General features: G+C 74.1%; 19 protein-coding genes. 11 read left to right on the top strand and 8 right to left on the bottom strand.

Annotated elements, in window-relative coordinates; all coding sequences use genetic code 11:
- The first annotated feature begins 31 nt into the window (after window positions 1-31).
- The 4 genes from QMF80_RS08745 to QMF80_RS08730 all read left to right on the top strand — a co-directional run bounded on the left by QMF80_RS08745 (window position 32) and on the right by QMF80_RS08730 (window position 7,371).
- Window positions 32-1,582, top strand: a complete 1,551-nt coding sequence (locus QMF80_RS08745) for a hypothetical protein (RefSeq protein ID WP_283451239.1) — start codon at window positions 32-34, stop codon at window positions 1,580-1,582.
- Entirely contained in the window at window positions 1,579-1,704 is a 126-nt protein-coding gene (locus tag QMF80_RS08740) for a hypothetical protein (protein ID WP_283451236.1), read from the top strand. Before QMF80_RS08745 ends, QMF80_RS08740 begins: the two co-directional genes overlap by 4 nt.
- Entirely contained in the window at window positions 1,701-2,615 is a 915-nt protein-coding gene (locus QMF80_RS08735; protein ID WP_283451234.1) for a hypothetical protein, read from the top strand. Before QMF80_RS08740 ends, QMF80_RS08735 begins: the two co-directional genes overlap by 4 nt.
- 70 nt (window positions 2,616-2,685) lie before the next feature.
- Window positions 2,686-7,371: a hypothetical protein gene (locus tag QMF80_RS08730; protein ID WP_283451232.1), complete on the top strand. Its 4,686-nt coding sequence runs from the start codon at window positions 2,686-2,688 to the stop codon at window positions 7,369-7,371.
- A gap of 162 nt (window positions 7,372-7,533) precedes the next feature.
- Here QMF80_RS08730 and QMF80_RS08725 read toward each other — a convergent pair whose 3' ends face one another.
- Complete coding sequence (locus QMF80_RS08725) at window positions 7,534-7,998, bottom strand: hypothetical protein (RefSeq protein WP_283451230.1); 465 nt, start codon at window positions 7,996-7,998, stop codon at window positions 7,534-7,536.
- A 388-nt stretch (window positions 7,999-8,386) separates the two neighbouring features.
- Between QMF80_RS08725 and QMF80_RS08720 the strand changes: the two genes are divergently transcribed.
- The 4 genes from QMF80_RS08720 (at window position 8,387) to QMF80_RS08705 (ending at window position 12,764) form a co-directional block, all read left to right on the top strand.
- Window positions 8,387-11,191, top strand: coding sequence for a sensor histidine kinase (locus tag QMF80_RS08720; RefSeq protein ID WP_283451228.1), 2,805 nt, complete (start codon window positions 8,387-8,389; stop codon window positions 11,189-11,191).
- Window positions 11,188-11,628 carry a roadblock/LC7 domain-containing protein gene (locus tag QMF80_RS08715; protein ID WP_283451226.1) on the top strand — a complete coding sequence of 147 codons (441 nt, stop codon included), beginning with the start codon at window positions 11,188-11,190 and terminating at the stop codon, window positions 11,626-11,628. Before QMF80_RS08720 ends, QMF80_RS08715 begins: the two co-directional genes overlap by 4 nt.
- Before the next feature lie 193 nt (window positions 11,629-11,821).
- Complete coding sequence (locus QMF80_RS08710) at window positions 11,822-12,163, top strand: DUF742 domain-containing protein (RefSeq protein WP_283451574.1); 342 nt, start codon at window positions 11,822-11,824, stop codon at window positions 12,161-12,163.
- Window positions 12,144-12,764 carry a GTP-binding protein gene (locus tag QMF80_RS08705; protein WP_283451224.1) on the top strand — a complete coding sequence of 207 codons (621 nt, stop codon included), beginning with the start codon at window positions 12,144-12,146 and terminating at the stop codon, window positions 12,762-12,764. The genes QMF80_RS08710 and QMF80_RS08705 overlap by 20 nt, the downstream gene beginning before the upstream one ends.
- 248 nt (window positions 12,765-13,012) lie before the next feature.
- On the opposite strand, the gene QMF80_RS08700 is transcribed toward QMF80_RS08705, so the two are convergent.
- From QMF80_RS08700 to QMF80_RS08685, 4 genes are all read right to left on the bottom strand, one after another.
- Entirely contained in the window at window positions 13,013-14,203 is a 1,191-nt protein-coding gene (locus tag QMF80_RS08700; RefSeq protein ID WP_283451222.1) for a lipid-transfer protein, read from the bottom strand.
- Window positions 14,200-14,727: a Zn-ribbon domain-containing OB-fold protein gene (locus tag QMF80_RS08695; protein ID WP_283451220.1), complete on the bottom strand. Its 528-nt coding sequence runs from the start codon at window positions 14,725-14,727 to the stop codon at window positions 14,200-14,202. The genes QMF80_RS08700 and QMF80_RS08695 overlap by 4 nt, the downstream gene beginning before the upstream one ends.
- Before the next feature lie 77 nt (window positions 14,728-14,804).
- Window positions 14,805-15,143, bottom strand: a complete 339-nt coding sequence (locus QMF80_RS08690; RefSeq protein WP_283451218.1) for an Mpo1-like protein — start codon at window positions 15,141-15,143, stop codon at window positions 14,805-14,807.
- Between the two features lie 13 nt (window positions 15,144-15,156).
- Window positions 15,157-15,843 (bottom strand): M15 family metallopeptidase, encoded by a 687-nt coding sequence (locus QMF80_RS08685; RefSeq protein WP_283451216.1) that lies wholly within the window; start codon window positions 15,841-15,843, stop codon window positions 15,157-15,159.
- 23 nt (window positions 15,844-15,866) lie between these two features.
- Here QMF80_RS08685 and QMF80_RS08680 point away from each other — a divergent pair, with 23 nt between their 5' ends.
- Entirely contained in the window at window positions 15,867-16,376 is a 510-nt protein-coding gene (locus tag QMF80_RS08680; protein ID WP_283451214.1) for an NUDIX domain-containing protein, read from the top strand.
- 27 nt (window positions 16,377-16,403) lie between these two features.
- On the opposite strand, the gene QMF80_RS08675 is transcribed toward QMF80_RS08680, so the two are convergent.
- Window positions 16,404-18,815 (bottom strand): glycoside hydrolase family 31 protein, encoded by a 2,412-nt coding sequence (locus QMF80_RS08675; RefSeq protein ID WP_283451211.1) that lies wholly within the window; start codon window positions 18,813-18,815, stop codon window positions 16,404-16,406.
- A 272-nt stretch (window positions 18,816-19,087) separates the two neighbouring features.
- On the opposite strand from QMF80_RS08675, the gene QMF80_RS08670 reads away from it, so the two are divergent.
- Both QMF80_RS08670 and QMF80_RS08665 read left to right on the top strand, forming a co-directional pair.
- A complete protein-coding gene (locus QMF80_RS08670) occupies window positions 19,088-21,070 on the top strand; it encodes an acetoacetate--CoA ligase (RefSeq protein WP_283451209.1) in 1,983 nt (660 codons plus the stop codon).
- 58 nt (window positions 21,071-21,128) lie between these two features.
- Window positions 21,129-22,094 carry a DUF8829 domain-containing protein gene (locus tag QMF80_RS08665; RefSeq protein ID WP_283451207.1) on the top strand — a complete coding sequence of 322 codons (966 nt, stop codon included), beginning with the start codon at window positions 21,129-21,131 and terminating at the stop codon, window positions 22,092-22,094.
- Between the two features lie 103 nt (window positions 22,095-22,197).
- On the opposite strand, the gene ptsP is transcribed toward QMF80_RS08665, so the two are convergent.
- On the bottom strand, window positions 22,198-23,868 hold the full coding sequence (gene ptsP / locus QMF80_RS08660; RefSeq protein WP_283451205.1) for a phosphoenolpyruvate--protein phosphotransferase: 1,671 nt from the start codon (window positions 23,866-23,868) through the stop codon (window positions 22,198-22,200).
- Between the two features lie 74 nt (window positions 23,869-23,942).
- The gene (locus tag QMF80_RS08655; protein ID WP_283451203.1) at window positions 23,943-24,392 is read right to left on the bottom strand and encodes a PTS sugar transporter subunit IIA; all 450 of its coding nucleotides are present in this window, start codon (window positions 24,390-24,392) and stop codon (window positions 23,943-23,945) included.
- Window positions 24,393-25,023: the final 631 nt, after the last annotated feature.

The following is a 25,023-nucleotide window of genomic DNA, read 5'->3' as shown; positions in this document are numbered from 1 at the left end:
TCGCGGGACCGGCGGACGATCCGGCCGAACCATGCCGTTTGGGATGTTGTCCGTGCGAGCGCCTAGTCTTTCCGTCGTGACTTTCCCCGCCCCGGCGAAGACCCATCCCTCCCCGGCGCCGGGCCCGGCCGCCGACGAGGGCCTGGCCAGGCGCCTGCGCGCGCTCGCCTGCACCGCCCCGCTGCACGACCTCGACGTACGCAAGGCCAACCTGGCCGGTGAGTACGGCGGCTACGCCATGGCGGAGGTCGCGCTCGCCGCGATCGACCTGGTCACGCTCAACATGGACTTCGACACGGGCGCGGACCACGAGCAGATAGTGGCCAGGCTGCTGCCCCGCGTCGCCGCCCAGGCCCCCGCCCGCGCGGCCGCCGAGCACGAACGCGTCGCCCGCTGGGTCCTGGAGAACCTGATCAACGTCGGCAGCGTCGACCGGGGCTTCCGCGCGATCTACGGCACCTTCGGCCCCGACGGCAGCTACGTCCGGCGCGACTACGACTTCAAGCTCATCGAGGAAGTCCCCGGCTACGGCGGCGCGGTCTACCTGCGCACCACCGACGAGGCCGTCAACGTCCTCGTCGGCGCCCTCGACACCGATGTCACCAGTGCCCAGATCGCCGCCGAGGTGAAGCTGGAGGCGCTGATCAGCCGGGGGCGCCTCGCCGATGCCCAGCTGGCCGCGGAACAGGCCCGGTACCGCACCGTGCAGTACGCCGAGACCCTGCGCCGGACCCTGGACGCCACCCGGCGCAACGTCCGGGCCGTGGACTGGCTGGTCACCGTCCCCGACATGATCGCGGAGGCGCTGGACCACGTGGCCGACCGCTACCGCCACGAGAACGCGATCCTCACCAACATCCGCAAGGCCCGCGACGAGGCCGAGGAGCCCGAGAACAAGCGGCGCGCCGCGGAACTCGTCGACATCGTCAAGGACTGCATCCGCCGCCACACCCAGCTCCAGTCCCGCCTCCTGGACGCCGGGCCGCTCTTCCGCGCCGAACAGGACCGCCAGGCCTTCGCGGCCCCCGCGCCGCGCTCCGGCATCGACCTGTACGGACAGCTCGTCGCCCCCCTGCTGCCGCTGCCGGTGGCCCAGGCCCGCCAGGTCACCGACGCGTTCTTCGCCGCCGGAACCGGACTCCGTACCCCCGTCTCGGTGCGGGTGGGCGACCTGGTGGACATCCTGCTGACCCCGCCCGTGGAGCGCGAGCACCTCGGTGTGGAGATGCCCGAGCCGGACCTGATCGCGACCCCGGACGACAGCCGGTTCAGCGAGGACCAGCTGGCGCACGCCATGCGGCTGCTGGACCTCCCGCACGACGCCCCGCGCCGCCTCTCCGGCCTGCTGGCCGAGGCCCGGCTGCACGACCCGGACCTGCCCTACCTGGTCGCGTTGCTCGCCGTACACGCCGCGAGCCCGGCCGTCGGCACGGCGTACCGCCAGGGCGAGGAGCGACTGCTCTTCGCGGTGGACGACGGCACGGAACTGGACGACCCCGAATTCGGCGGCGCCGACCTCATCGTCGGTACGGCCCTCCTGGACGCGGCCGCCATGACCACGGCCCGCGCGGAGGCCGCATGACCCCGCCGCCCGCGCCGACCCCCTCCGGGCCGTCGGCCCCGGCGGGCCCCACCGTGATCCGTCCCGCCGCCCCCGCCCCGGCAGCGACCACCGCACCGCCCTTCGAGGAGACGTACCCGTGAGCGACCACCACGCCGAACACCCCGCGTGGAGCGAGACCGACGCGGGCGCGGCCCACGGGCCCGCGCCCGCGCCCGCGCCGGGCCACGCCCCCGTCACCCCGGCCGACGCCGCCGACGCGGCCCGGCTCGTCGCCTTCGGGCTCCAGCCCAAGCTGCTCCCCGCCCGTGACGCCGAATACGCCGAACTGCTGCGCCGCTACCGCGAGGACCCCCCCTTCGCGCGGCTCGCCGACGCCGTCGCCACCGGCCTCGGCCTCGTGGTCCTGGAGGTCTCCACCCGGGCCGGGATGGCCGTGGCGGCGGGCGAGGACTCCGTCTTCGCCGTCCGCATGGGCGACTACGCCCGCCGCACCACCGCCGATTCCGCCGACCGGTTCCTGCACGGCCTCGCCCACCTCGCCGTCGCCGCCCTCGCCTTCCCCCGCCCCGAGGACCTCGCCGACGACGGCTACATCGGCCGCATCACCGTCAACGGCGTGGACGCCTTCGTCCGCCAGACCTGCCGCCGCCTGGAAGAACGCGCCGAGGAGCTCGGCGAGAACACCGACCCCGCCACCGACGCCCCCGGCCTGGAGGCCGCCTGGCGGGTCTACGCCCGGCGCAGCGCCACCGGCGCCACCAAGGACGCCCGCCGCCTCGCCGGTTCCACCACCGGCATCGTCGGCAAGGCCGCCGCCTTCCTCACCGAATCCGGCTTCCTCCAGCGCACCGGGGACGAGGCCGGAGGCACCTACCGGACCACCCCCCGCTACCAGCTCCAGGTCCGCGACATGGCGGGCAGCGCCGCCATGGCCGAACTGCTCGAACTCGGGGTGGTCGCCGTCAGCGACGGCTCCGCCACCCTGCTGCCGCCGCCCGAGGGCGACGACCTGGAACTCGCCGCCGACGCGGGCCTGCCCTTCCACGCCTGAGGCCCCGCCCGAGGCCCCGGCCGCCGACCCCGTCACCTGCCCTCCGTACCGAGCCACCACGAGAGTCCCCATGTACGAGCTGTCCCGGATCCGCCTCTACTCCATCGGGCCCGCCGGCGCGCGCTACGCCGACACCGTGCTCGACCTGCGCGGAGTCGGCGCGCCGGTGCCCCATCCGGCTCCCGCCCAGGCGGAGTTCTTCGAGGCCGAGCCGTCGGGCCCGCCGCGCCGCCCCGCGCCCGCCGGAGTGCTGTTCCTGGAGAACGGCGGCGGCAAGTCCGTCCTGCTCAAGCTGATCTTCTCGGTGATGCTGCCCGGCCACCGCAACACCCTGGGCGGCGCCAGCTCCGGCGTCCTGCGCAAGTTCCTGCTCGCCGACGACTGCGGCCACGTCGCCCTGGAGTGGCAGCACACCCGCACCGGTGAATGCCTGGTCGTCGGCAAGGTCAGCGAATGGCGCGGCCGGCAGGTCTCCAACGACCCGCGCAAGTTCGCCGAGGCCTGGTACTCCTTCCGCCCCGGCCCCGGCCTCAGCCTGGACAGCCTCCCGGTCGCCGAGTCCACCGCCGTACGCCCCGTCGTCGAAGGCGTCTCCGGCGCCCAGGGCCGCCGCCGCACCATGAAGGGCTTCCGCGACGCGCTCACCGAGGCGGGCAAGGCGTACCCCCACCTGGAGGTCTCCTGGGAGGAGATCCACGACCGCTGGAACGAGCACCTCACCGACCTGGGCCTCGACCCCGAACTCTTCCGCTACCAGCGTGAGATGAACGCCGACGAGGGCGAGGCGGCCGGTCTCTTCGCGGTCAAGAAGGACTCCGACTTCACCGACCTGCTGCTGCGCGCCGTGACCGACACCCGCGACACGGACGGCCTCGCGGACCTCGTCCACGGCTTCGGCAACAAACTGGGCCGCCGCGCCGAGCTGATGGCCGAACGGGACTTCACGGCGGGCTCGGTGGACCTCCTCGGCCGGATCGTGGACGCCGCCGAAGCCCGCTCCCGGGCCCGTGACGTCCACGCGGGCGCGGAACGCCGTACGCGCACCCTGGCCCGGCGGCTGTCCGCCCGCGCCGTCGAGGAGCGCGGCCGAGCCGCCGACCTCGCCCAGCGGGTCACCGACGCCGCCCACCAGGTCACCGCCGCCGAATCGGCCCGGGACCGCAGCGCCGCCGTCTCCGCCGAACTCGCCTACCGGCACGCCTCGCTGGCCCTCACCGTCGCCGACAAGGCCGCCGCCGCCCAGCGCCGCGAGCTCATCGAAGCGCGCACCCTGCACTCCGCCTGGCAGGCCGCCGAGTCCGTACTGCGCCACCGCGCCGCCACCGACCGCTCCGCCCGGGTCGCCGCCGCCATCCTGGAGGCCGAACGGGACGCGGCCCCGGCCCTCGCCGCCCGCGCCACCGCCGCCGCCGCGCTCGTACGGGCCCTGCACACGGCCGCCGAAGCGGGGGAGGAGGTCGCCAACGAGGGTGAGGAACGTTCCGCCACGCTCCAGGAGCTGGGCGAGAGCGCCCACCGCGACGCCACCGCCGCCGCGACCGCCGCCCAGCGCGCCCGCAGCGAGGCCGAGCACCTGCGGGCCCGGCTCGCCGAGGTCGAGCAGGAGACCGCCGAGGCCGTCCGCGCGGGCTGGCTCGACGACTCCGCCCCCGATGCCGACCCGGCGCGCGCCGCGCTCGCCGCGAGCGACGCCGAGAAGAGCGCCGTGGCCGCCTGGGACGAGGCCCGCGAGGCCGCCCGCGCCACCGCCGACACCGCCCGCGAGACCGCCGCCGCGCAGTCCCGCGCCGAACTGACCGCCGCCCGCGCCGCCGACGCCGCCGACGCGGCCGAGGCCGCCCACGCCGCAGAGCACCGCGCCGCCGCCTCCATCGCCTCCGCTCCCCGTCTGGCCGCCCTCCTGGGCCTCCCGGGCGCGGACCCGGCCGACGGCCCCGCAGGCCCCGGTACGGGCGCCCACGCGGCCGGGAGCCCGCCCGGGACCGGGGCCGAAACCCAGGACGCCCGCGCGGACCACCCGGCCCCCGGCCTCACCGCCGAGGACCTCGACCGGGGCGCGGACGCGCTGCGCGAACTCCTCGACACCGGGGTCGCCACCGCCGAGCGCCAGCTCTTCGACCTCCGCACCGCCGCCGCCGACGACTCCCGCATCCTCGGCGCCCTCGGCGACGGCGGCCTGCTGCCGCCGGGTCCCGACGTCCTGGCCACCGTCGAGTACCTCGGCGAGCACGGCATCCCGGCCCTCCCCGGCTGGCGCTACCTCGCCCAGGCCGTGGACCCCGCCGACCACGCCGCCGTCCTCGCCGCGCGCCCCGAACTCGTCGACGGCGTGATCATCACCGACCCCGACACCCACACCCGGGCCCGCGAGGTCCTCTGCGCCGCCGCCCTGCTGCCCCGCTCCGCCGTCGCCGTCGGCACCGCCGCCGCCCTCCTCGCCCCGGTGCCGCCCGCCGGATCCGACGCCGACGGCGCCGCCTCCGGAGTGTTCCTCGTACCGCCGAACCCGGCCATGCACGACGAGGGCGCCGCCGACGAGGAACGCCGGGCCCTGCGCACCCGCGCCACCGCCCGCGACACCGAGATCCGCGAACTCGCCGCCCGCCTCGCGGGGGACCGCGCGCTCGCCGCCCGGCTCGCCTCCTGGCGCACCGGCTGCCCGCCCGGACACCTCGCCGAACTCGCCGCCCAGGCCGCCTCCGCCCGTACGTTCGCCACGGAAGCCGAAGCCGAACTCGCCGAGGCCCGCACCGCCCGCACCGAAGCCGACGAGGCCGCCGCCGACGCCGCCCGGGTCCGTGAGGAACGCCAGGACACCGCCCAGCGGGCCCGCCGCGCCGCCGACGCCCTCGCCGGACTCGCCTTCCGGCTGCGCGAACGCGCGGGCTGGCAGGCCCGGCTGCGCGAACTCGCCGACGAGGGTTCCGAGTCCGAGGCCCGCGCCGAAGTCTGCCTCGACCGCGCGCGCGCCGCCGACGAGGACCGGCGCGCCGCGCAGCGCGCCGCCGACGACGCCCGCCGCACCGCCCGCGCGCTGCGCGCCGAACGCGCCGAGATCGCCGGAGCCCCCGAGCACCTGCCCGAGGACGAGAGCACCGCCAGGACTCCGCTGCCGGACCTGCGCGAGGCCTACCGGGCCGCCTCCCAGCTGTACGAGAAGGTCGGCGTCGGCGCCGACCTGCGGGCCGAACAGGCCCGTGCCGAGAGCGACGAGAGCGCCGCCCTCGCCGACATCGACCGGCTGACCAACAAGGTCCGCACCCGCGCCGCCCAGCTCCTCGAAGGCACCGACGGCTCCGACGGCCCCTCCCGCCAGGCCGCCGCCGCCCGCGCGGAGTCGCTCGTACAGATGCTGGAGACCCGCGCCTCCACCGCCAGCGAGCAGCTCGGCCGCCTGCGCGGCGAAGCCGAACGCCACGCGCCCGCCGACGGCACCGCCCACGCCGACCTCCCCGAGGAACTCGTCCCGGACGACGTCGAACGCGCCCAGGCCCTGCTGCGCACCGCCACCGCCCAGCTCGCCGCGCACAGTTCCGCCGTGGAGAGCGCGCGGGCCGCCCACGCCGACCTGCTGCGCTCCCACCGCGCCGCCGAGGACGGCGCGGCGGGCTTCGAGGAGACGGCCGCCCTGCTGCGCGACCTGATGCGCGACCAGAGCCCGCAGGAGGACGCCGACGAACAGGGTTCCGGTGCCTACCCGGGCAGCCTGGAGGAGGCCCGGCAGTCCGCCACCGAGGCCCGCCGCTCCCTGCGCGGCTACGCCGGTGACCTCTCGGCCGCCGAAGCCGCCGTCCGCGAGGCGAGCGACATCCTGGTCCGGCACGCCAACGCCACCCGCTACGAGGCCGTACGGACCCCCGCGCGTCAGCAGATCCGCGAGCTCCCGGCCGCCTCGCTGCCCGAGCACGCCGCCGCCTGGGCCACCGCCTTCGCCCCGCGCCTGCGCGTCCTCACGGACGAGCTGGAGCAGCTGGAACGCAACCGCGACAGCATCGTGGACCGGCTGCGCGGCCTGGTCGAATCAGCCCTCGCCACCCTGCGCTCCGCCCAGCGGCTCTCCCAGCTGCCCGAGGGCCTGGGGGAGTGGTCGGGACAGGAGTTCCTGCGCATCCGCTTCGAGGAGCCCGACCAGACGACCCTCGCCGAACGCCTCGGAGAGGTCATCGACGAGGCCACCCGCGCGGCCGTGAAGAAGAACAGCACGGCCTCCTTCGGCGAGGGCCGCCGCGACGGCATGTCCCTGCTGCTGCGCGGGGTCCAGGCAGCCCTGGAGCCCAAGGGCATCGCGGTGGAGATCCTCAAGCCCGACGCCGTCCTGCGCGCCGAGCGGGTCCCCGTCGGCCAGATGGGCGACGTCTTCTCCGGCGGCCAGCTGCTCACCGCGGCCATCGCCCTGTACTGCACGATGGCCGCCCTGCGCAGCAACGACCGGGGCCGGGACAAGCAGCGCCACGCGGGCACCCTGTTCCTCGACAACCCCATCGGGCGCGCGAACGCCACGTACCTGCTGGAGCTCCAGCGGGCGGTGTCGGACGCCCTCGGTGTCCAACTGCTCTACACCACGGGTCTGTTCGACACCACCGCGCTGGCGGAGTTCCCGCTGGTGATCCGGCTGCGCAACGACGCCGACCTCCGGGCGGGCCTGAAGTACATCAGCGTGGAGGAACACCTGCGCCCGGGCCTGCCCCAACAGCGCCCCGAGGGCGAGCCCATCCACGGCGAGATCACCGCGACCCGCATGTTCCGCCGCACCTGACCGGTCCGCGCGAGCCCCCGCCCGGACCGGGCGGGGGCCGTCGTACCCGGGCGGGCCCGCAGCCGCCCCGCCGTCGCACCCGCACCCGCCCCGCGCCAGGCTCCAGCGGATCCCGCCAGGGTTCAGCGGACCCCGCCACTGATCAGCGCGCCCCGCCGACCGTCAACGCATCCCGCCGGAGGCGACCGGTATTCGGCCGGACCGGGCCGCGCGCCGGGCGCGCCGCCGGTCCCGGCGCAGGCCGCGCGCCGTACTGCTCGGCACCGACACGACCCCGTACCGCTGGTTCCAGGTCTGCCGGGTGATCCAGACGTCCAGCACGCCCCAGGTGGCCACCACGATCCCGGCCACCGCGCCCAGGGACATCGGGAGGGCCAGCCAGGACCCGGCCACCGCCAGCAGGAACGCGACCGTGGCCTGTGTGAGGGTCACGGCCACGACCAGGACCGCCCGCACCGCCGCCGTCCGTACCGGATCGGGCATCCGGCGCCGCCGGGCCGGTTCCTCCACCCACAGGGTCCGCGCGCGGGACCCCGCCGCCGACCGCGCCGCAGCCCCTGCCGGAGCCCGCGCGCCCGCCCGCGTCGCGCTCGGTCGTCCGCCATCGTCTTCGTACACGCTGCCCATGTCCGCTCACTCCCCACCAGACGGCTCGCCATGCCGCCTCGAACAGATAGACGCTCGAACGGGGTTGGAGATTCCCGAAGCGGCGCACTTTCACCCGCCGATACCCGCCCCCGTGCGCCCCACCCACCCTCCGGCCGTCCCGGAAGGGAGAATTCCAGCCATCCCTGCGCCGACGGGAACTGAGGCCCCACCAAGTGTCATCTGCCACATAACGGGCCGCACTCGACCGGAAGTAACGGACAACTGGTGATCTTCGTCCGCCAGACCGGCCGAAAACGTCCGGACACCCCTTCGAACGCGGCCCACGTCAGTAGTAGGCTCACGCCGTTTAATTGACGGAACACCGACCCCCGGCAGCGGGGTTGAGCTGGGGGAGGCTGGGGAGGCCATGCGCTTTCGCGGGAAATCCATCCGCCGGAAGATCGTGGCGTTGCTCCTTGTGCCGCTCATCTCCCTGACCGCCCTCTGGGGCTTCTCGACCGTGATCACCGGCCGCCAGGCCGTCGAACTCCTGGACGTCGCCTACGTCATGAAGAAGGTCGGCTACCCCATCGAGGACGTCGTCCGCGTCATCCAGAAGGAACGCCGCCAGAGCCTCGTGGTCCTCGGCGACCCCCGCTCCGCCGTGGCGACCGCCGAACTCGCCAAGCGCCGCGCCGCCACCGACGCGGTCGTCGAGGGCATCACCCGCGACGCCACCGACCCGGACGTCGTCGAGGAACTCAGCCCCGCCGCCGCCGACCGGCTGGACTCCATCGTCGACGCCTTCCACGGCATCGGCGCCCTGCGCCGCTCCGTCGACCAGACCAACCTGAACCCGTCCCAGGCCCTGGACCTGTACAGCCGGCTCGTCGACCCCTGCTACGGCTTCCTCGTCAACCTCCACGCGCTGGAGAACGTCGAGATGGACAAGGAGGGCCGGGCCCTCGTCGGCATCACCCGGGCCCGCGAGGCGCTCTCCCGCGAGGACGCGGTCGTCGCCGCCGCCCTGGCCGCCCGCAACATCAGCGCCAAGGACACCCGGACGGTCTCCGACCTCATCGCCAACCGCGCCCTGCTCTACGACGTCAACCTCGCGATCCTCCCGGCCGAGGACCGCGAGCTGTTCGAGCAGTACTGGAGCGGCCCGGACACCAAACGCCTGCGCGACATCGAGGAACAGGTCGTCCAGACGGGCGCGGTCAAGAACCCGCGCCACGTCAACACCGCCCAGTGGGACGAGAGCGCGGGCAAGGCCCTCGACGACCTCGCGGCGATGGGCACCGCGGCGGGCGACCGTTACCAGCAGCGCGTGCACCCCGTGGCCATGGACGTCCTGGTCAAGGCGGCCATCGCCGGGATCCTCGGCTTCGTCGCCCTGATCGTCTCCCTGGTCCTCTCCGTGCGCATCGGCCGGGACCTGATCCGCGACCTCTCCCGGCTGCGCAAGGAGGCCCACGAGGTCTCCGGCGTCCGCCTGCCCGGCGTGATGCGCCGCCTCGCTGCCGGTGAGCACGTCGACGTGGACACCGAGGCCCCGCGCCTGGAGTACGAGAAGGACGAGGTCGGCCAGGTCGGCATGGCCCTCAACTCCCTCCAGCGCGCGGCCGTCGAGGCCGCCGTCAAACAGGCCGAACTGCGCCGCGGGGTCTCCGATGTGTTCGTCAACCTCGCCCGCCGCAACCAGGTCCTGCTGCACCGCCAGCTCACCCTGCTCGACACCATGGAACGGCGCACCGAGGACTCCGAGGAACTCGCCGACCTGTTCCGCCTCGACCACATGACCACCCGCATGCGCCGCCACGCCGAGGGCCTGGTGATCCTCTCCGGCGCCGCGCCCTCACGCCAGTGGCGCAAACCCGTGCAGCTCATGGACGTCGTACGGGCCGCCGTCGCCGAGGTCGAGGACTACGAGCGGATCGAGGTGCGCCGACTGCCCCGCCTCGGGATCACCGGCCCCGCCGTCGCCGACGTCACCCACCTGATCGCGGAACTCCTGGAGAACGCCACGGTGTTCTCGCCCCCGCACACCGCGGTCCAGGTGCACGGGGAGCGCGTGGCCAACGGCTTCACCCTGGAGATCCACGACCGCGGCCTCGGCATGACCCCGGACGCGCTGCTCGACGCGAACCTCCGGCTCGCCGAGACCCCGGAGTTCGAACTCTCCGACACCGACCGCCTCGGCCTCTTCGTCGTCAGCCGCCTCGCCCAGCGCCACAGCGTCAAGATCTCCCTCCAGCCCAGTCCGTACGGCGGCACGACCGCGGTCGTGTTCCTGCCCGTCGCCCTGCTCACCGAGGCCCCCGACACCAACGGCGGCGGCCTGCGCCTGGAGGGCGCGGCCCAGGCCGCGGTGGCGGCCGGCCCGGCCTCCCGCCCCAAGGGCATCGGCTCCGCGGCCGCCAACGGACACAGCAACGGACACGCCAACGGGCACGTCAACGGACACGGCGCAAGCGGTACGCCGCCCAAGCGCCCCGTGCCCGCCGCCCTGCTGGACGGCCCGGTCGAGCTGGAGGCGCCCCTCAGCGTCCTCGGCCTGGACCCGCCCGCCCCCCTGGACGGCCACCGGCCGACCGCCGCCCCGGTTACCGGCACCCCCGCCCCCGCCCGCCCCGCCATGGCCACCCTGGACGACGAGACCCCGCCCAATGGCACGCCGCGCAGCACCCTGCTGGGTCTGCGCCCGGCGGAGCGCAGCCGCGACCTCGGCCGGGACCCCGCCCGCGAGCAGCAGAGCGCCTCCGGCCCGGTCCGCCTGGAGGGCGCCCGTTTGGACGCGGCCGCCCGCCCGGCCTCCGGCGCCGTACCGCTCCCGCGCCGCCACCGGACCCCGACCCTGGTCGCGGAGCACGGCCGCCGCGTCGACACACCCAGGGTCTCCGCCGTCCCGCCGGCCGCCGCTACGGCCCCCGCGCCCTCGCCCGGCGAGCGCACCGGCAGCGCCCCGGACCGCACCGGCCCGGGCGGCCTGCCCCGCCGGGTCCGCCAGGCCAACCTCGCGCCCCAGCTCAAGAACGCCCCGCCCCCGCCGCCCGCCGACGCCACCGCCGACCCGGTCGCCGACCGGGACGCGGAGACCGTACGCATCCGCATGTCCGCACTCCAGCGCGGCTGGACCGCAGCCCGCGACCAGCACGCAGAGCAGTCCGGGACCGGTGCCGAAAGCGCTGGCGCCGGTACCGAGCACGAGAACGAGGGGGACGGTCGATGACCGCACCGCAGACCGCAGGCAACGACTCCCGGGGCCGTGGCCCGGGGCAGCTGAACTGGCTGCTGGACGAACTGGTCGACCGCGTGGGCAGCATCCGCAAGGCGGTCGTCCTCTCCGGCGACGGCCTGCCCACCGGCACCTCCAAGGACCTGACCCGCGAGGACAGCGAGCACCTGGCCGCCGTGGCCTCCGGATTCCACAGCCTGGCCAAGGGCGTCGGCCGGCACTTCGAGTCCGGCCAGGTCCGCCAGACCGTGGTGGAACTGGACGAGGCCTTCCTGTTCGTGATGGCCGCGGGCGACGGCAGCTGCCTCGCCGTGCTGTCGGACGCCGACTCGGACGTCGGCCAGGTCGCGTACGAGATGACCCTGATGGTCAAGCGCGTGGGCGTCCACCTGGCGACCGCACCGCGCACCGGGCTGCCAGCCGGAGGGTGAGCCGGACGGCATGAGGGACTCCGGCCACGAACCCGACCACACGCCCGCGTACGACACCCACGCCGCCCCCTACCCGGCGCGCCCCACCCACGCGCCCCACCAGACCCACGTACCGCACCAGGCTCACTCGCCACACGAGTCCCATGGCAACCAGGGCCAGGACTCGGCCTGGTTCGACGCCGACGCGGGCCCCGTGGTCCGCCCGTACGCGATGACCCGCGGCCGGACGAGCCACGCGGGCCAGCACCGTCTCGACCTGATCGCACTCGTCGTCGCCGAACCAGCGGCCGACGACCCCGCCTGGGACATGACCCTGTCCCCCGAACACGCCCACATCCTCGGGCTCTGCAAGGAACGACCCCAGTCCGTCGCCGAACTCGCCGCCGAAATCGACCTCGCGGTCGGAGTCGTCCGCGTCCTGATCGGCGACCTCGTCGACGACGAACTGGTCCATGTGACCCGTCCGGTTCCGCCCGCGGAACTCCCGGACGAGTCCGTTCTCCGTGAGGTGATAGATGGCCTTCGGGCGCTCTAGCCGCACCGGTGCCATGCACGCGGTGTCGCCGGTCGAACCCCTGACCTTGAAGATCCTGGTCGCGGGCGGCTTCGGGGTGGGCAAGACCACCCTGGTCAGCGCAGTCAGCGAGATCCGCCCGCTGCGCACCGAGGAACGGCTCTCCGAGCCGGGCCGCGCCGTGGACGACCTGGGGGGAGTGGAGGGGAAGAGCACCACCACCGTCGCCATGGACTTCGGCCGCATCACGCTCCGCGATGACCTGGTCCTCTACCTGTTCGGCACGCCGGGCCAGGACCGCTTCTGGTTCCTGTGGGACGAGCTGGCCACGGGCGCGCTCGGCGCGGTGGTCCTCGCCGACACCCGCAGGCTCGCGGACTGTTTCGCGGCCGTCGACTACTTCGAACGGCGTGAACTGCCGTTCGTGGTGGCGGTCAACTGCTTCGACGGAGCCGACCGCCATCCGGTGGCGACCGTACGGGAGGCACTCGACCTCGACCCCGAGGTGCCGGTGCTGATCTGCGACGCGCGCGACCGGGAACTGGTCAAGGACGTCCTGGTCGGGGTGGTGGAACACGCCATGTCGCTGGCCCGCGCCCGCCGCAGCCCGACCCGGACCTGACGGCGCCGGAACAGACCGGCGCATGGAGGCGGCCCGTACCCCCGCCGACTGGGGTACGGACCGCGGCTCACATGGGGGGCCTGTCCGGGCGCGCCCGCCCGGGGCGCGCGACCGTGTCAGGCAGTGTGAACCCGCCTGCGGGGGCCGTCAAGCGTTCGCGCAACAGCCCCAGCTCACGGCCCGCGCGAAGCGCGTCGCCGCCCGCGCGACGGCCCGCGTACCGCGCCCACGGCCCGGCACCCGGCGCCTCACCGGACGGCGATGACCGCCGACCCGTGCCCGAACAGCCCCTGGTTCGCGGTGATCCCGGCCCGCGCCCCCGGGACCTGGCGCTCCGAGGCCGTACCGCGCAACTGCCACGTCACCTCGCACACCTGGGCGATGGCCTGCGCGGGCACCGCCTCGCCGAACGAACCCAGCCCGCCGCTCGGGTTGACCGGGATCCGCCCGCCGAGGGCGGTCGCCCCCTCCCGTACGAGCTTCGCGCCCTCGCCCTCCCCGCAGAGTCCGATGTCCTCGTACCACTCCAGCTCCAGCGCGGTGGACAGGTCGTACACCTCGGCGAGCGACAGGTCCTCGGGCCCGAGCCCGGCCTCCTCGTAGGCCGCCCGTGCGATCGAGGACCGGAACGACCCGGGCGACGGCGCGAAGCCAGCCGCCGAATCGGTGGCGATGTCCGGCAGGTCCAGCACCGTCCGCGGGTAGGTCGGCGTCACGGTCGACACCGCCCGGATCCGCACCGGATCGCTCACCCCGCGCGAGCGCGCGAAGTCCATGCTGGTCAGCACCAGGGCCGCGCCCCCGTCCGAGGTCGCGCAGATGTCCAGCAGCCGCAGCGGATCGGCGACCACCGCCGAGGCGGCGACCTCCTCGGCGGTGACGGCCTTGCGGTAGCGGGCATTCGGATTCAGCACTCCGGCCGCCGCGTTCTTCACCTTGACCAGCGCGAAATCCTCGCCGGTGTCCCCGTACAGGGCCATCCGCCGCCGCGCGTACAGCGCGAAGTACGCCGGGTTCGTCGCCCCCAGCACCCGGAAGCGCAGCCAGTCCGGGTCATCGGGCCGCTCCCCGCCCGCCGGGGCGAAGAACCCCTTGGGCGCCGCGTCCGCGCCCACCACGAGCACCACGTCCGCCAGCCCGGCCAGGATCTGCGCCCGCGCCGCCCCGATCGCCTGGGCACCGGACGCGCAGGCGGCGTACACGCTGGTCACCCGCGCCCCCTGCCAGCCCAGCGCCCGCGCGAAGGTCGCCCCCGCCACATAACCCGGGTACCCCGAGCGCACGGTGTCCGCGCCCACGATCGAGCCGACGTCGCACCAGTCGAGCCCCGCGTCGGCGAGCGCGGCCCGGGCCGCCGCCCGCCCGTACTCGACGAAGCTGCGCCCCCACTTGCCCCACGGATGCATCCCGGCCCCGAGGACCGCCACGTCACCGCTCATGCCCGCACCCCGCCCCGACCGCCGTCGCCGCGGTCCTCGCCGTCGTGCTCCGCCACGGGGCGGAAGTGCCAGGTCGTCCAGGTCGTCCCGGTGGCCGCGTCCTCGTTCAGCACCCCCGGCACCACCTCGACCGCCATCCCCACCGCCAGATCGGCCACGCCCACCCCGGGCGCGGCCTGCCCCAGGACGACCATCCGCTCGGCCTCCAGCTCCACCGCGACCAGCGTGTACGGAGTCCAGGGCAGGTCCGGGTCGGAGACGTACGGGGCGGGCGGCCGGTAGCGCCCGTCGGTGTAGGACCAGACCCGCCCGTACCGCGACAGCGGCACCTCGGCCAGCTCGCCGCCGCCCGCGCAGCCGGGATTGCGGCAGAAGGCGTCCTCCCGCGGGAAGTACACGGCGGCGCAGGCGGAACACCGGGTTCCGAGCAGCCGGAACCCCGCCTCCGCGCCCCCGGCCGCGTCCCCCGCGGCATCCGTATCCGTGAACCACCCGCTCACGACGGGTGTACGCGTGCGTCCCAAGACCCCTCCTGACAGCGACGGTTGATTCTGACTATCCGTCAGAATCCTCTGGAGTCTGTCACGGCGGGCCGCGCGGGTCACCGGTTGACGGCGAGCCACTTCCCGGCGATCGCCGCCAGCTCCGCGTCCCGCCCGGCCAGCATCATCCGGATCATCTGCGCGTCCCCGCGCAGCGACCAGCCGGGATGTCCGAAGCTGGCCGGGTTGTTCCGCTCGATCAGGAAGTGCGCGGGCCAGGCCGCCCCGTACCCGAGGAGCGGCAGCGCGGCGAGGTAGCGCGTGCGCCCCCGGGCCAGCCCGTAGGCGGCCACGGCGAGCCCGGTCAGGGTGCCGCCCAGATGCACCCAGCGGGTCGCGGCCCGGGAGTGCATGGCGACGTAATAGGGCCAGAATTCCTCGTACGAAGAGAACGTCATGGCGCGACCGTACTCACGGCGCGACCGAGCCGACAGAGACCGGGAAGTCGAAGTACGCGTCCGGGAAGGTCTCCGGCCGGTAGGTGAAATGCCACCACTCCTCGGGCAGGTTCACGAAGCCCTGCGCCGCCAGCACCCGCTTCAGCAGCTCCCGGTTCTCCCGCGCGGCGCCCGTCACCCGCGGGTCGTCGGTGTGCGACAGCGGATCGAAGAAGTCGAAGGGCGTCCCGAAATCCACCGGCCGCCCCAGCGGCAGCCGCACCAGACCCACATCGACCGTACTCCCACGGCTGTGCCCCGAACGCGCCGCGATGTAACCGTCCGGGATCAGCCGGTCCTTCTCCACCCGCGGGTAGTACTCCGCCTTCGTGCGCTGGTCCGCCGCGTCCCCGGCCCAGCGCACGAAACGGTCCACCGCCCGCTGGGGCCGGTAGCAGTCGTACACCGCCAGCGCGTACCCGCGCCGCACCACCGCGCGTTGGGCCCGCGCCAGCGCCTCGGCGGCGGGCCGGGTCAGGAGGCACACCGGCTCCTCGTACCCCTCGACCACCCCGCCGGTGAAATTCCGGTCCCCGGCGTACCGCATCTCCTGCCGGACCGTCGGATCCACCGCGCCCAGGGCCACGAAGGCATCCGGAGCGGACCCCGCCGCCGACGCTCCGAGCGAGGCGACCACGAAGACGACAGCCAGCGTTCTCATGCCCCTTCGTCTACCATCGCGGGATGCCCGCGCCGCTGATGAACTCGCACTGTTCCGCCTGCGGATCTCCGTTCGCCACCACCGACTGGCCCCGTACGTGCGCCGACTGCGGGACCACGGCCTACCGCAACCCCACCCCCGTGGCCGTGGCCCTGCTCCCCGTCGAGGACGAGCGGGGCGTCGGCCTCGTGGTCATCACCCGCACCATCGAACCGGCCCTCGGCGCCGTCGCCCTCCCGGGCGGCTTCATCGACCACGGCGAGGACTGGCAGGAGGCGGTGGTCCGCGAACTGCGCGAGGAGACCGGCATCCACGCCCCGGCCTCGGACGTCACCCTCGCCGACGCGCTCAGCTCCCCGGCGGGCCACCTCCTGGTCTTCGGCCTGCTCCCCGAACGCCCCGCGTCCGCACTGCCCGAGTCCGTCCCCACGGACGAGACCACGGGCTGGCACGTCCTGCGCGCCGCCGCCCCCCTGGCCTTCCCCCTCCACACCCGCGCCGTCGCCGCCTGGTTCGCGGGCCGCTACACCTGACCCCGCCCCCGGAAGACGCCCGGCCGGTCACACCCCCCGCACCCGCACCCCCTCCACCACCGCCCCGCCCTCGCGCTCCACCACGACCACCGCGTCCGCCTCCGGGGTACCGGGCACACCCGGGGCGCCGACGGCCCACCGCGAGGCGTACCGCTCCACCGTGCCCGGCTCGAAGCCCGGCCCCGCGTCCCGGACGACGAGGCCGCCACCCGTGCGCCCCCGTGCCGGAGCCCAGGCCTCCAGCCCCACCGACCCGTCCTCCGCCCGGACCGGGATCACCGCGCCCGCCCGCGCCAGCACCGGGATCCGGCCCAGCGGCGCGTCCAGCAGCACCTGGCCCGGCCCCTCGTACGCCGTCTCCGTCACCGTGTCGTACCAGCGGCCCCGGGGCAGCCGCACCGCCCGCCGGTCCGCCCCGCACTCCAGCACCGGCGCCACCAGCAGCGCGTCCCCCAGCAGGAACGCGTCCTCGCAGTCCCGCAGCCCCCGCTCCTCCGGCGAACCCCACCAGAGCGGCCGCACGTACGGCGCCCCCGTCCGCCGCGCCAGATGCGCCAGCGTCACGAAGTAGGGCCGCAGCCGCTCCCGCTCGGCCAGCGCCGCCCGCGCGTGCCCCTCCACCTCGGCCCCGAACTCCCACGGCTCCCGCCGTCCCGCCCAGATCGCCGAGTGCGTCCGGAACAACGGCAGGTACGAGCCCAGTTGCAGCCACCGCAGGTACAGCTCCGGCGACGGCGAGCCGCCGAAGCCCCCCACGTCCGGCCCCGAGTACGGCACCCCGCACAACCCCAGCCCCAGCACCAGCGCCAGTGAGGCCCGCAGCCCCGGCCAGCTCGTCTCCACGTCACCGGACCACGTGCCCCCGTACCGCTGCATCCCCGCCCACCCCGACCGGGAGAACAGGAACGGCCGCTCGCCGGGCCGCAGCCGCACCAGCCCCTCGTACCCGGCCCGCGCCATCGCCAGCGCGTACACGTTGTGCGCTGCCCGGTGGTCCCCACCCGCCCCCTCCAACGCGTGCCGCGCCGACCTGGGCAGGGTCATGTCCCCGAGCGGCGCGAAGGACACGGGCTCGTTCATGTCGTGCCAGATCCCCGCGAAGCCGTTCGCCAGCCGCTCCTCGTACAGCGCGCCCCACCACTCCCGCACCGCCGGATCCGTGAAGTCCGGATACCCGCAGGTCCCCGGCCACACCTCGCCCCGCACCTCCCGCCCGCGCCCGTCCCGGACGAACGCCCCCGCGTCGCCCACCGCGCTCCCGGACCCGTACACCCCCTCGCCCGGCTCCACCCTCACCGCCGGGTCCACGATCGACACCAGACGCACCCCGCCCCCCGGCAGCGCCCGCAACTCCTTCGCCAGCCCCGGCAGATCGGGGAACCGCTCCCGGTCCACCGTGAACACCCGGTGCCCGTCGTAGTGGTCGATGTCCAGGTGTACGGCCGCCAGCGCGATCCCCCGCGAGACGTACCCGTCCACCACCCGCCGCACCTCCACCGCGCTCCCGAACCCCCACCGCGCGTGCTGGTACCCGAGCGCCCACTCCGGCGGCACCGCGGCCGCCCCCGTCAGCCCCGACCACCCCTGGAGCACCCGGGCGGGCGTACCCACCAGCACCCAGCACCGCAACGGCCCCCCGTCCATGCGCAGTTCGCTCACCCCGGACCGGTCCGGACCCGAACCCGCGCCCTCCTCACCCTCGCGCAGGGTCACCCGCCCGTCCCAGGTGTCGTCGTAGAACGCCAGGTGCGTCCCCGCGTCGGCGACCACCAGTTGCACCGGCATCGTGACGTACAGCGGATCGTCGCCCGGCCCGAACCCGCCCCGCGGATCGGTGTTCCACAGCCGGTACACCCCGTCCCGCAGCCGCGGCCCCGAGGCCCGCCCGCCCAGCCCGAAGAACCGCGCGTCCGCCTGAACCTCCGAGCGCAGCAGCCACCGCGCCCCCACCGGCGCCCGTCCCTGCGGCGCGGGCCGCACCTGCTCCCACCAGCGCGGCGGCCGCTCCCGCCGCAGCACCACCCCGCCCGGCGTCCGCACCTCCACCTGGCCGTGCCGGGACACCGCCACCGTCACCCGCTCCGACACCACCCGCCAGCCACCCCCGGTGTCCGGCTCCAGCACCGCCCGCGGATCCGGCTCCGGCCCCGTCCCCACCACCGCGTACGAGGGCGTCGGTCCGGCCCCGTCCCAGCCCCAGAACACCGCGCCGCCCGCCGTCACCCGCACCAGCAGCTCCGAGCGCGCGAAGCGCAGCACACCCCCGCCCGGCCGGGGCTCCGTACCGGTCAGCAGACCCGGCACCCGGGCCCGCTCCGCGCCCCGGCGTGCGAGCCCCTCCGCATCCGTGCGCCGATGGCGCCAGGCCGAGCGCCAGGCGCGCCGCCCGCGCGCCGTACCGATCTCTGTCACCGCACGCACCAGATCACGACCGTTCATGCCGCGCACTCTGCCACCGGCCCCGGCCCGAGCGGGCTGCGTTCAGCTGCCGTTCACCTTTGAACAGATCACACCGGGCCGACTCGGACGGCTCTGGTGCGGATGTCGATCACATGGCATGGTCCCTGTGAGCCGCCGCGCGCACACCCACCGCGCGGTGGCACCGTACGCACACAGGTACACACGCCAGCACCAGCAGCAACGCCAGCACCAGTACACGCACCAGCACACGCACACGAAGCGCGCGCCGCAGACGGACCGGGAGCCGACCCATGACCTCAGCCACTTCGCCGGAACCCCTGTGGGCCCCGGGCCCCGACCGGATCGCGGCGGCCCGGATCACGGCCTTCCAGGCCTGGGCCGCCGAGCACCACGGCGCCCCCGCCGACGGTGGCTACCCGGCCCTGCACAGCTGGTCCGTGGACGAACTGGACACCTTCTGGCAGGCCGTCGCCGAGTGGTTCGACGTCCGCTTCACCACCCCGTACGAGTCCGTCCTCGCCGACCGGGCCATGCCCGGCGCACGCTGGTTCAGCGGCGCCACCCTCAACTACGCCGAGCACGCCCTGCGCGCCGCCGAGGACCCGGCGCGCGCCGGGGAGGCCGCCCTGCTCCACGTGGACGAGACCCACGACCCGGTCCCCGTCACCTGGGCCGAACTCCGCCGCCAGGTCGGCGCGCTCGCCGCAGAACTGCGCGCCCTCGGCGTACGCCCCGGCGACCGGATCAGCGGCTACCTCCCCAACATCCCCGAAGCCGTCGTCGCCCTCCTCGCCACCGCCGCCGTCGGCGGCGTCTGGACCTCCTGCGCCCCCGACTTCGGCGCCCGCAGCGTCCTCGACCGCTTCCAGCAGGTCGAACCCGTCGTCCTCTTCACCGTCGACGGCTACCGCTACGGCGGCAAGGAACACGACCGCCGCGACACCGTCGCCGAGCTGCGCGCCGAGCTCCCCTCGCTGCGCGCCGTCGTGCACATCCCGATGCTCGGTACGCACGCCCCCGAGGGCGCCCTCGACTGGTCCGCCCTCACCGCGGGCGACACCGCGCCCGTCTTCGAGCCGGTCCCGTTCGACCACCCGCTGTGGGTCCTGTACTCCTCCGGTACGACGGGCCTGCCCAAGGCGATCGTCCAGTCGCAGGGCGGCATCCTCCTCGAACACCTCAAGCAGCTCGGCCTGCACTGCGACCTCGGCCCGGAGGACCGGTTCTTCTGGTACACCTCCACCGGCTGGATGATGTGGAACTTCCTCGTCTCCGGCCTGCTCACCGGTACGACGGTCGTCCTCTACGACGGCAGCCCCGGCTACCCGGACACCGGCGCCCAGTGGCGGATCGCGGAACGCACGAAGGCCACCCTGTACGGCACCTCGGCGGCGTACGTCATGGCCTGCCGCAAGGCCGAGGTCCACCCGTCCCGCGACTTCGACCTCTCGGCCGTCACGTGCGTGGCCACCACCGGCTCCCCGCTCCCGCCCGACGGCTTCCGCTGGCTGCACGACGAGGTGGCCGAGGACCTCTGGATCGCCTCCGTCAGCGGCGGCACCGACGTCTGCAGCTGCTTCGCGGGCGCCGTCCCCACCCTCCCCGTCCACATCGGCGAACTCCAGGCGCCCTGCCTGGGCACCGACCTCCAGGCGTGGGACCCCTCGGGCAAGCCCGTCATCGGCGAGGTCGGCGAGCTGATCGTCACCAACCCCATGCCGTCCATGCCGATCCGCTTCTGGAACGACCCCGACGGCAGCCGCTACCGCGACAGCTACTTCGAGATGTTCCCGGGCGTCTGGCGGCACGGGGACTGGATCACGATCACCGACCACGGCTCCGTCGTCATCCACGGCCGCTCCGACTCCACGCTCAACCGCCAGGGCGTGCGCATGGGCTCCGCCGACATCTACGAGGCCGTCGAACGCCTTCCCGAGATCAAGGAATCCCTGGTCATCGGCCTGGAGGAGGCGGACGGCGGCTACTGGATGCCGCTCTTCGTCCACCTGGTCCCGGGCGCCTCCCTCGACGAGGACCTGCGGGCGCGGATCAAGGCGACGATCCGCGAGGAACTGTCCCCGCGCCACGTCCCCGACGAGATCATCGAGGTCCCGGGCGTCCCGCACACCCTCACCGGCAAGCGCATCGAGGTCCCCGTCAAGCGGCTCCTGCAGGGCGCGCCCCTCGCCAAGGCCGTGAACCCGGGCTCCGTGGACAATCTCGACCTCCTCCACTTCTACGAGGAGCTGGCCCGCACCCGCCGCCAGGGGTGACTGTCAGTGGCCTTGGTTACGCTGAGTGAGCATTGACCGATGCCGCTCAGGGGGAGCCATGGCAGACACGAAGAACACGGGCAGGACCACCAGCCGGACCACCACCGGCACGACCGCCAGGACCCGCAGGGGAAGCGGCGGACCCGGGAGCAACACCCGGGCCCGCCGCGGCCTGCGCCGCGAGATCCCCGGCACCCTCGGCCTCATCGCCGACCCCGGTGACTTCGCCGCCATGCGCGGCTACCGCAGCTTCCCCTTCGACGACCACGAGGAGTACCTCACCCAGGTCGACGGACTCCTCACGTCCCGCGCCGGCCAGGGGATGCACACCACCGTCGCCCTCTTCGACCCCGCGGAGTACGCCGACTACTGCGCCGACCACGGCATCGACCCCGACACCCACGGCGCCCGGACCCGCTTCACCGCCGACCTGGCCGCCACCGCCGCGGGCCTGCCCTACGGGGACGGGCCGCTGCGCCCCCTCGTCCCCCGCCTCGTGGACGAGGCCGCCCGCCAGGCCACCTGGGAGTACGCCACCGTGCTCCTCTCCGGCGCCGGCAGCTGCACCGACTGCGGAGAGGACATCGGCCACGCCTCCTTCGAACGGGCGGGCCTGATCCTCAAGCGGCTCCTCGAACGGGCCGGACCCGGCCACCACCACCTGGTGTGCAGCGTCCCCACCGAGGACGAACAGCTCGTCGCCGTCCTGCGCGCCGACACGACCGGCCACCAGGACACCCCGCCCCGGACCGAGGCCCGCGAAAGCCTGGACTTCGTCACCGTCCTGGCCACGGGCCTCGCCCTCGGCGGCCCGGGGGGACTGGTCCTGCGCACCACCGACGGCGCTTCCCGCGACCGCGTCCACGGCTGGCGCGTGGACCGCGGGCGCCTGGTCGCGCTCACCGCGGCGGCCGTGTTCAACGCGTATTGCACCGACGCCGACACCGGGGAGCCCGTACCCCCGGAACCGGACGTCGAGTACTGCCCCGGGTACGAGGTGGACGAACCGGGACCGCGCCACTGACCCGAACGGGGCATGGGGACGGGTGACGCGACCGGTTCACGGAAACGGCCGAGGGGCCCTCGCCACCGGCGAAGGCCCCTCGTACGACACACCATCCATCCGGCTACTCGCCGGACAGCACCGCCTGGGCGGCCACCCGGGCCTCCTCGGCGCTGTCCGCCGCACGCGCCGCGGCGGCGGCGCGCTCGCACTGGGCGAGCGTGTGCTTGGCGAGGGTCGCGCGCACGTACGGAATCGAAGCCGCGCCCATCGACAGAGAGGTGACACCCAGACCCGTCAGCACACACGCGAGCAACGGGTCGGAGGCAGCCTCGCCACAGACCCCGCAGCTCTTGCCCTCCGCCTTGGCGGCATCCGCCGACATGGCGATCAGGTCGAGCAGCGCGGGCTGCCACGGGTCCTGGAGGCGGGACACCGCACCGACCTGACGGTCGGCGGCGAAGGCGTACTGCGCCAGGTCGTTGGTGCCCAGCGACAGGAACTCGACCTCCTGCAGGATCGAGCGGGCCCGGAGCGCGGCGGAGGGGATCTCCACCATCGCGCCGAACTTCGCCCGCAGACCGGCCCCGCGGCACGCGTCCGCGAACGCCTTGGCGTCGGCGCGGTCGGCCACCATCGGGGCCATGACCTCGAGGTAGACCGGCAGTCCCTCGGCGGCCTTGGCCAGCGCGGTGAGCTGCGTACGCAGCACCTCCGGGTGGTCCAGCAGCGACCGCAGACCACGGACACCCAGAGCCGGGTTCGGCTCGTCGGCCGGGGTCAGGAACTCCAGCGGCTTGTCGGCGCCGGCGTCCAGGACGCGCACGACGACACGGCCCTCGGGGAAGGCCGCCAGCACGGCGCGGTACGCCTCGACCTGCTTCTCCTCGGTCGGCGCCTTCTTGCTGTCGTCCAGGAAGAGGAACTCGGTGCGGAACAGACCCACACCCTCGGCCCCCGCCGCGACGGCGGCGGGCACGTCCGCCGGACCGCCGACGTTGGCCAGCAGCGGCACCTTGTGACCGTCCGACGTGGCACCCGGACCGGACGACGCGGACAGCGCGGCCCTGCGCTCGGCGGCCGAGGCCTCCAGTTCCGCGCGCTTCTGCGCGGTCGGCTCGACGAACAGGTCACCAGTGCTGCCGTCCACGGCGATCATGGTGCCCTCGGGGATCTCCCCGGCGCCCGGCAGAGCGACGATGGCAGGCACGCCCAGCGCCCGCGCGAGGATCGCGCTGTGGCTGGTCGGGCCGCCTTCCTCGGTCACGAAACCGAGCACGAGCGCCGGGTCGAGCAGCGCGGTGTCCGCGGGAGCGAGGTCCCGCGCGATCAGCACGTACGGCTCGTCACTGTCCGGCACACCCGGCATCGGTACACCCAGCAGGCGGGCCACGATGCGGTTCCGTACGTCGTCCAGGTCGGCCACCCGACCGGCCATGTACTCGCCCGCCCCCGCGAGCAGCTCGCGGTAGGCAGCGAACGCGTCGTACACGCCGCGCTCGGCGGTGCTCCCGACGACGATCCGGCGGTCGACATCGGCCATCAGCTCGGGGTCCTGAGCGATCATGGCCTGAGCTTCGAGCACGTGCTGGGCCTCGCCACCGGCCAACTGGCCGCGCGCGATCAGATCGGCCGCCACAGCGTCCACGGCCTGACGGGCGCGCCCCTGTTCGCGTCCCGCCTCCTCCGCGGCGATCTGCTTGGCGGGCGGTTCGAGAACCGCCGTGCCCATGTGCCGGACCTCGCCGATCGCCACACCGTGGCTCACGCCGACGCCTCGCAGCGTTGTCTCCATTGCACCCGTCTCCGATTGAGCGGCGGTACCACCCGCCGCGGTGGATGTGCGATTCGCCCGAGCAGGCGGATACGTCACTGCCAGCCGAAAAGAACGTCTCCGGCCTTCATGTCTCCGGTCTCGACGACGTCGGTGAGGGAGTCGGCAGTCGCTTCCAGCGCCACGACGGGGCAGATGGGGGACTTGCCGGCGGCCTCGACCGCGGCGGGGTTCCAACGGATGACGGCCTGGCCGCGGGTCACGGTGTCGCCCTTGTTCACGAGCAGCTCGAAGCCTTCGCCGTTGAGCTGGACGGTGTCGATCCCGAGGTGCGTGAGCACACCGTGGCCTTCGCTGTCGACGACGACGTAGGCGTGCGGGTGCAGGGAGACGATCACACCGTCGACGGGGGACACAGCCTCCGAAGCCTCGCGCACGGGATCAATGGCGGTGCCCGGTCCCACCATCGCGCCGGAGAACACCGGATCGGGCACTGCCGCGAGTCCGATGGCGCGCCCGGCAAGTGGGGACGTCACGCTGGTCATGGGGGGCCTCCCAGGGGTGGGGCTTCTTCGTGTCGCCGTCACAACCTGTCCTGGACGGCGTACTTTGAGAAGGGTAAGTCATGACACGTCCCGGTTCCGCACGAAGTGCCCTCCTTGTGGAGGTCCCACGCGGTCCCGCGACAACCTAGTGGACTAGACCATACGCCTGAATCGATTTGCCTGGGCATCGGCAGACCTGTACTGTCGTGACTCCCGTCAGCGAGCGTCGTGTGAACACCTCACGAACTGCCCATGGACGGGATCCCTCCTCTTGAGTTGCAGATCTTCAGCCCGGCTTCCTCCTGCCTGCCTATCGGCCGACGGAGAGAGTGGTCGGGGAGGAAGAAAAGCGCTGGTAGAGTTGGGCTCGCCGGAAAGGGAAACGCGAAAGCGAAGCCCTGAACGGCAAATGCAAAACCCGTTTCGACCGGGAATCGGACGCGAAAGAGTCTGATAGAGTCGGAAACGAAGAACGAAGCCCGGAGGAAAACCCCAGTACACACTGAGGGTGAGTACAAAGGAAGCGTCCGTTCCTTGAGAACTCAACAGCGTGCCAAAAATCAACGCCAGAAGTTGATACCCCGTCCATTTCGGTGGATGAGGTTCCTTTGAGAAAGACCTGTGAGGCCTT

This window comes from Streptomyces sp. G-G2, from assembly GCF_030063135.1.
Taxonomy (GTDB): domain Bacteria; phylum Actinomycetota; class Actinomycetes; order Streptomycetales; family Streptomycetaceae; genus Streptomyces.
This window is presented reverse-complemented; position numbering and strand designations above follow the sequence as displayed.